This window comes from Synechococcus sp. R8-2 (genome assembly GCF_047461715.1).
Taxonomy (GTDB): Bacteria; Cyanobacteriota; Cyanobacteriia; order Thermostichales; family Thermostichaceae; genus Thermostichus.
This window is the reverse complement of record NZ_JANSHQ010000605.1, coordinates 1-5,144: the sequence shown is the minus strand read 5'-3', so window position 1 is coordinate 5,144 and position 5,144 is coordinate 1. Positions and strand designations below refer to the sequence as shown.

Genomic DNA, 5,144 nt, shown 5'->3' with positions numbered 1-5,144 from the left:
TGCCGGGGTGGGGATCGGCGTGAAAAAAGCCATCCTTGAGCAGTTGCCGCAGATAAGCCTCTGCCCCCAGACGAGCCAAAACCTTGCGATCCAACCCTGCCGCACTCAAGGCTTCGTAATCGCTGATTTTGATCCCCGGCAGGTATTCCAATGTCAACAGGCGAGGAGAGGTGTAACGCCAATACACTTTGGGAACAGCAATTTGCGGCATATCCCGAAAGTTGCGACGGAAGGTATCGGCATTGCGGCCCTCATTGAGGTAATCCACCTCTTCCCAGAGGGTGCGCCGACACTCTTCGTAGATGCCGATCCAGTCGCGGCCCGGCCCGCCCCAAGAGGTGCGATACTGAAAGAACTCGGCAATCCCACGGCAGATCTCCAGATCGATGGTGAACAGCCGGGTCAGCCCCGGACGCTGCACCTTCACCACCACCTCTTCCCCGGTTTTGAGCTTGGCGCGATGCACCTGCCCCAAGCTGGCAGCGGCCAAAGGGGTGGGATCAAAGTAGCTGTAGATTTGGGTGATCGGCCTGCCCAGCTCCTGCTGCACGATTGCCGCCACCTGTTCGTAGCTGAAAGCAGGCACCCGATCCTGCAGCTTGGAGAGCTCCTCGACATATTCCGGGGGGAAGAGATCGGCGCGGGTGGAGAAAAACTGCCCCACTTTAATAAAAGTAGGGCCTAAGTTAAGCAGCGTTTCGCGGATCCAAATGGCTCTGGCCCGGCGGCGCTTGGCCTTTCGCTCAGGCGTGGGTTGCCCCCCATAGCTCCAAGCCTGCTGATCCAGCCAAAGGTAAAACAGCCAGGTGAGCACAAATCGCCAAATGTCCAGCATGCGGCCCTGGCGAGTATAGTTCTCCCGGGCCCAGCGGTAGGCGGTATAGGGCTTGACGGGTTGTGATCCCAAAGAAGTCCGGGATCCCAAAAGGCTCGCGTTCAAGCGTTTCGACTCCGGTACTTCTGCAACTCGGAGCGCAACTGCGCCACTTCTGCCCGCAAGTCGTCCAGAGTTGCCTGCAGATCTTCTGTCTGGAAAGGAGGCGGCACCCTTTCCTGGGCGGCCACGGATGCTTCTGCCTCAGCTCGGGTCATGACATCCTGGGCAAAGGTTTGCCAGCCCTCCTGCAGCTCGGCCCACACCTTGCCCACTTCTCCGGCAATATCGGTGAGGGCGCTTTCCAAACGCTCCCGTAGGACATCCGCCACAGCCTTGCCGACAAAAAAAGCCCGCACAACCGGATTCTTCATGCGACCCAAGTGTTAAGAAGCATCACCCAGATTATAACGAATCTTGCCCCAGGCACAGCGGCAGGCCGACCCATCCGAACAGCCTCGGATCGATCGGCCCGGCAGAGCCCGCAAAGGGTTGTCCCCGGAAGCTTGCCCAGTCCTAGCGGCGGCTGGTGGTCATGTCCGGGATCTTCAGATCGAAGACGCTGATGTTTTGCCGTGCAGCCGGCTTGGGATTGAGCATGCGGGCCATGTTGAGGAAGTTTTCTGGATCCCCGGGTTTGGGAGGACGGGTGAGACGATAGGTGCGCACCACTTCCCGCGTCGAGCGCTTCACGCCGGAGACATCGCGCCAACGGGCTCCATAGCGGGGGGTTACCAGGTTGGCGGGCTTTTCCGACAGGCGACGGCGTTGGTAAGGCACCACATCGTCCCCAAAGGCGGCATTGTACTCTTCGCTATCCACCACAGCGTCGATGAAGCCATCTAGCCCCTTGGTGGCAACGATGATGGAGTACTTGATGCGCTCCTGTTGGCTGTAGGTGGGCCGACCCAAAAAGCGCTGGAAGGTGACCTCGATGAAGCGGTAGTTGTCGTTGGGAACCATGACCAGATCCCGGTACACCTCCGACTTGCCCAGGCCGCGCACAAACTCTTTGACCGAGATTGCCCCGTTGCGCAATTGGGACTCCAGAGCTTTTTGCCGATAACTCTCCAGCATCAGATGCTCGCTGAAGATCTGGCGATAGGCTGCGCGAATGATGTTGTCAATTCCTGTCGGGTCGTCAGGACGGTAGACCGGCGGGGTTTCGTCGCTGGGCACAAAGTAGCGAGGCACCCGTTCATTTTGGGTGGTGGGGCGATCGGCAAGCAACGGAAGAGACATAGGTGGTGCTCCTGAAAAAACGAGAAAAACCGAGAAAGACACACTAGAGCAGAGAAGCTAAGGCTCAGCAGCCAATTCCTGCCAGCTCATCTGGGCGCGGAGAGGGATCAGAGGATCGGCATCTTCCAGGGCCATCTGGAGCGCAGCCTCGACTGAGGGGCGCAGAGATTGTTCACCCTGGCGAGCCAAGTCCGTCAGGGATCCGACGGCGGCATAGCGGACTCCCCAATCGGCATCGGCAAGACATTGCCGCAATAGGTGCAAGGCTCGCTCTTGATCGAGCAAGGGCCGCTTGGCCGCCACTCGTCCTAGCCCACGGGTCGCCGCCCGTCGCACACTGGGGGCAAAGTCCGCTACAATGGCTTCCGCCAAAAAGGGGTAGGCATCCCCATGGCCAATACGGGCCAGAGCCCGCACCGAATAGGCCCGCGCCCCATAGTCAAAACCGTCAATATGGCTCAGCAAGGGCTGCACCGCGGCTTCCCCAAAGCGCAGCACCTCCTCCAGAGCAGCCTCCCCAACTGCAGGGCGATTAAACCCAAAGGCGCGAATTAAGATGGGGATCCCTTCCACTTGGCCCAAAGCGCCCAGCGCCCTCACCACCCGCAGCAAGTCCTCAGGCGACGTGGCCTGCTCCAATTCTGCTGCCAGTTGAGCCACAGCAATGGGAAACGCTTGAGCAGCCGAGGCGGAGGACATAAGCAACGAGTAGTCAAAGGTACAGTTGAAGCATCTGAAATGATCTAAATCAAAGGCACTGAGCGCCCCAAAATCCTAAAAGAGCCTCTCCAGTTGCGGAAGGATCGCTGCCGCCACCTGAGCCGGCGGTACCCGCCCCAACTGAAGCGCCACATCGAACAGCCGCTTCAGAGCATTGATGCGCAGGTTGAGAGCCACGTCGGCTGTGGCCAGCAGCGGCGCCCCCGCCACCCATCCCGATTCGGCCAGGTCGAACAAAGCGGCCTGTCGTAGGCTGGAGTTGGAGTGGGCCAGTAGCGCCACCAGGATTTGGGTCAGCTCCTCGGCTTGCGTAAAGCGATAGAGCACCCAAGCCGCTGCCGAACGCACCCGCTCAGAGGGATGGTTCAAAAAGGGCCGGATCGCTGCCTCAGCCTCGGTGGCCTGAAGCTGACCCAAGGCCTCGATAAGGGCTTCCCAGGGCTGCTCCTGCTCGCGGGACTGCAACAGTGCCAGCAAGGGATCCACCGCTCGCTTGTCCCCCAATTGAGCCAAGGCATAGGCAGCCTCTTCCCGCACATGAAAGTCGGTACAAGTGAGCGCCTCGATCAAACCGGGCACGGCCCGCGCATCCCCGATTTGCCCCAGGGCCTTAGCGGCATTGCGGCGCAGAGGATAGCCCCCCAAGGCAGTGCGATCCCGCTCATCCTGCAACGCCAAAAGCAGCGGCTCTACCCCCCTTGGATCCCGAACTGTGCCCAGGTACCAGGCAGCATAGTACCGATCTTGCAAGTCATCCCCCTGCAGCCGGGCTATCGCCTGCTCCCAAGTGAGCTGCTGCGGCAGCACCGCCGTGTTGGATGCCATACGAACCGTTGCAGAGCTGTTCATGACACCTGGGCAACCTTGCCGGTAACTTCAGTCGGCCGTCGGGCCTCCCTCACTCAGCAGCGCCGTTGCCCTGAGCGGGAGAGGCATTGGCTCCCGACAAGGCAGTGACCTGCACGATTTTGCCACCCATCCGCAGAATGCGCTGCATCTCGGCAGACAACCGACTGTAGGGAACAGTGGTGCTCAGGGTGCTGCGGCGAACTTTGGCAGAGGTGGCCAGAGCATCGGGCGGGTTGAGCAGACCGGTGTACTCAACTCGGTAAACCCGGCTGCCGGCTTCTGTCAGGGCTTCAGGGCTGGTGGTGCTTTGACCAAACATCGCTTTCCCCAGGTATCTATGAGACTTCGTTTGGAAGACAGGCAAACTGACCAGCGAACAAGCCGTACCGGCTATTCTCGCGAACCAGCACGCTGCCGTTGGGCAATGCCTACAATCCAAAGGCTAACTACCCCAGACTGGAGAGCAGGCGACCAACCCAACCGGCTTAAGAGAAGCCAAGGCGCCAAACCAACCTGGAAACAGGTGGAATAGACCTCTTTGGAGCCGTCGCCTGCTCTGGAGAGACACACAATTGGAAGACAAAGAAAGAGATCGTCCACTCCCAACAAGCAGGGATCTCTGCCCTGGGATCCCCTAGCTGAGGGCGTTGATGGCGTAATCGAAGTAGATGGCAGCTTCGTTGGCCGCTTGACCGCTCAGCATGCCCAGAGCGCGGCTCTTCATGTACTGCAGAGCCACGATGTACCAGCTGGGAGAGAGGTTAAAGGAGCGGTTCACTTCCCGCAGTCCGGCCACCAGGTATTCATCGAGGGGGCCGGTGCCACCTGCAACCAGAGAATAGGTAATGAAGCGGAGGTAGTAGCCGATGTCGCGGGCACACTTGGCTTGAAACACATCGCCGTGGCCCATTTCACCCGGCTGAGTCAGGTAAGGGAACCTCTTGAACACTTCCTGCACCGCTTCCCGCACCAGAGTTTGCTGGTTGTTGGTTAGGACACGGGCCGCTTCCAGAGAAGCAGCAGCACGCTGGTAACGACCATTCACGGCCTGCAGTTCGCTAGCATTCAGAAAACGCCCTTGATTGTCAGCGGCAGCAATCGCTTCAGTGATGACAGTTTTCACCTTGCAGCTCCTAAATTCATCGATTGTGTTGTTAATGGACGTTCTGTAGGAAAGGCGGACTGGATTTCCACCTGCCTATCAGAAATGAGGGATCTAACGGATCTCAATTCTGAAAGGAACGACCAAGCTGGCTTCGACCCAAAGCTCAAACGATGGCGGCAGCCGCCTTATCGAAGTAGCTGGCCACTTCGCTTTGCAGCGCCGAGCAGTCCCCAGGAGTGATGCCCTTCGGATCCATGATCTTGGCCAGCGCTTCCTTCTTCATAGCAGCAATGGCATTGGCCACAGAAGTGGTGGGCACCCCCAGAGCAATGTAGGTTTCCCGCAGGCCGTTCA

At 59.2% G+C, this 5,144-nt stretch carries 7 protein-coding genes and 1 pseudogene; all 8 read right to left on the bottom strand.

Features of this window, described 5'->3' with window-relative positions; genetic code table 11:
• A partial coding sequence (locus NW819_RS13015) for an ABC1 kinase family protein (RefSeq protein ID WP_414413999.1) occupies positions 1–907 on the bottom strand: 907 nt, incomplete at its 3' end.
• A 29-nt stretch (positions 908–936) separates the two neighbouring features.
• Positions 937–1,248: a DUF6825 family protein gene (locus tag NW819_RS13010; protein WP_414329408.1), complete on the bottom strand. Its 312-nt coding sequence runs from the start codon at positions 1,246–1,248 to the stop codon at positions 937–939.
• 142 nt (positions 1,249–1,390) lie between these two features.
• Positions 1,391–2,116, bottom strand: a complete 726-nt coding sequence (locus tag NW819_RS13005; protein WP_011432578.1) for a phycobilisome rod-core linker polypeptide — start codon at positions 2,114–2,116, stop codon at positions 1,391–1,393.
• Positions 2,117–2,173: 57 nt separating this feature from the next.
• Entirely contained in the window at positions 2,174–2,815 is a 642-nt protein-coding gene (locus tag NW819_RS13000) for a HEAT repeat domain-containing protein (RefSeq protein WP_414413998.1), read from the bottom strand.
• Positions 2,816–2,890: 75 nt separating this feature from the next.
• Entirely contained in the window at positions 2,891–3,661 is a 771-nt protein-coding gene (locus NW819_RS12995; protein WP_414399851.1) for a HEAT repeat domain-containing protein, read from the bottom strand.
• A gap of 73 nt (positions 3,662–3,734) precedes the next feature.
• Positions 3,735–4,004, bottom strand: coding sequence for a phycobilisome linker polypeptide (locus tag NW819_RS12990; protein ID WP_011432575.1), 270 nt, complete (start codon positions 4,002–4,004; stop codon positions 3,735–3,737).
• Positions 4,005–4,319: 315 nt separating this feature from the next.
• Entirely contained in the window at positions 4,320–4,808 is a 489-nt protein-coding gene (locus tag NW819_RS12985; RefSeq protein WP_011432574.1) for a phycocyanin subunit alpha, read from the bottom strand.
• Between the two features lie 145 nt (positions 4,809–4,953).
• Positions 4,954–5,144: pseudogene (locus tag NW819_RS12980) on the bottom strand (phycocyanin subunit beta); the annotation flags it as partial.

Bases quoted from the DNA above. Each gene is read 5' to 3' on its own strand.
- NW819_RS13010 (WP_414329408.1), bottom strand. From the start codon at position 1,248: ATGAAGAATCCGGTTGTGCGGGCTTTTTTTGTCGGCAAGGCTGTGGCG.
- NW819_RS12990 (WP_011432575.1), bottom strand. From the start codon at position 4,004: ATGTTTGGTCAAAGCACCACCAGCCCTGAAGCCCTGACAGAAGCCGGC.
- NW819_RS13005 (WP_011432578.1), bottom strand. From the start codon at position 2,116: ATGTCTCTTCCGTTGCTTGCCGATCGCCCCACCACCCAAAATGAACGG.
- NW819_RS13000 (WP_414413998.1), bottom strand. From the start codon at position 2,815: ATGTCCTCCGCCTCGGCTGCTCAAGCGTTTCCCATTGCTGTGGCTCAA.
- NW819_RS12995 (WP_414399851.1), bottom strand. From the start codon at position 3,661: ATGGCATCCAACACGGCGGTGCTGCCGCAGCAGCTCACTTGGGAGCAG.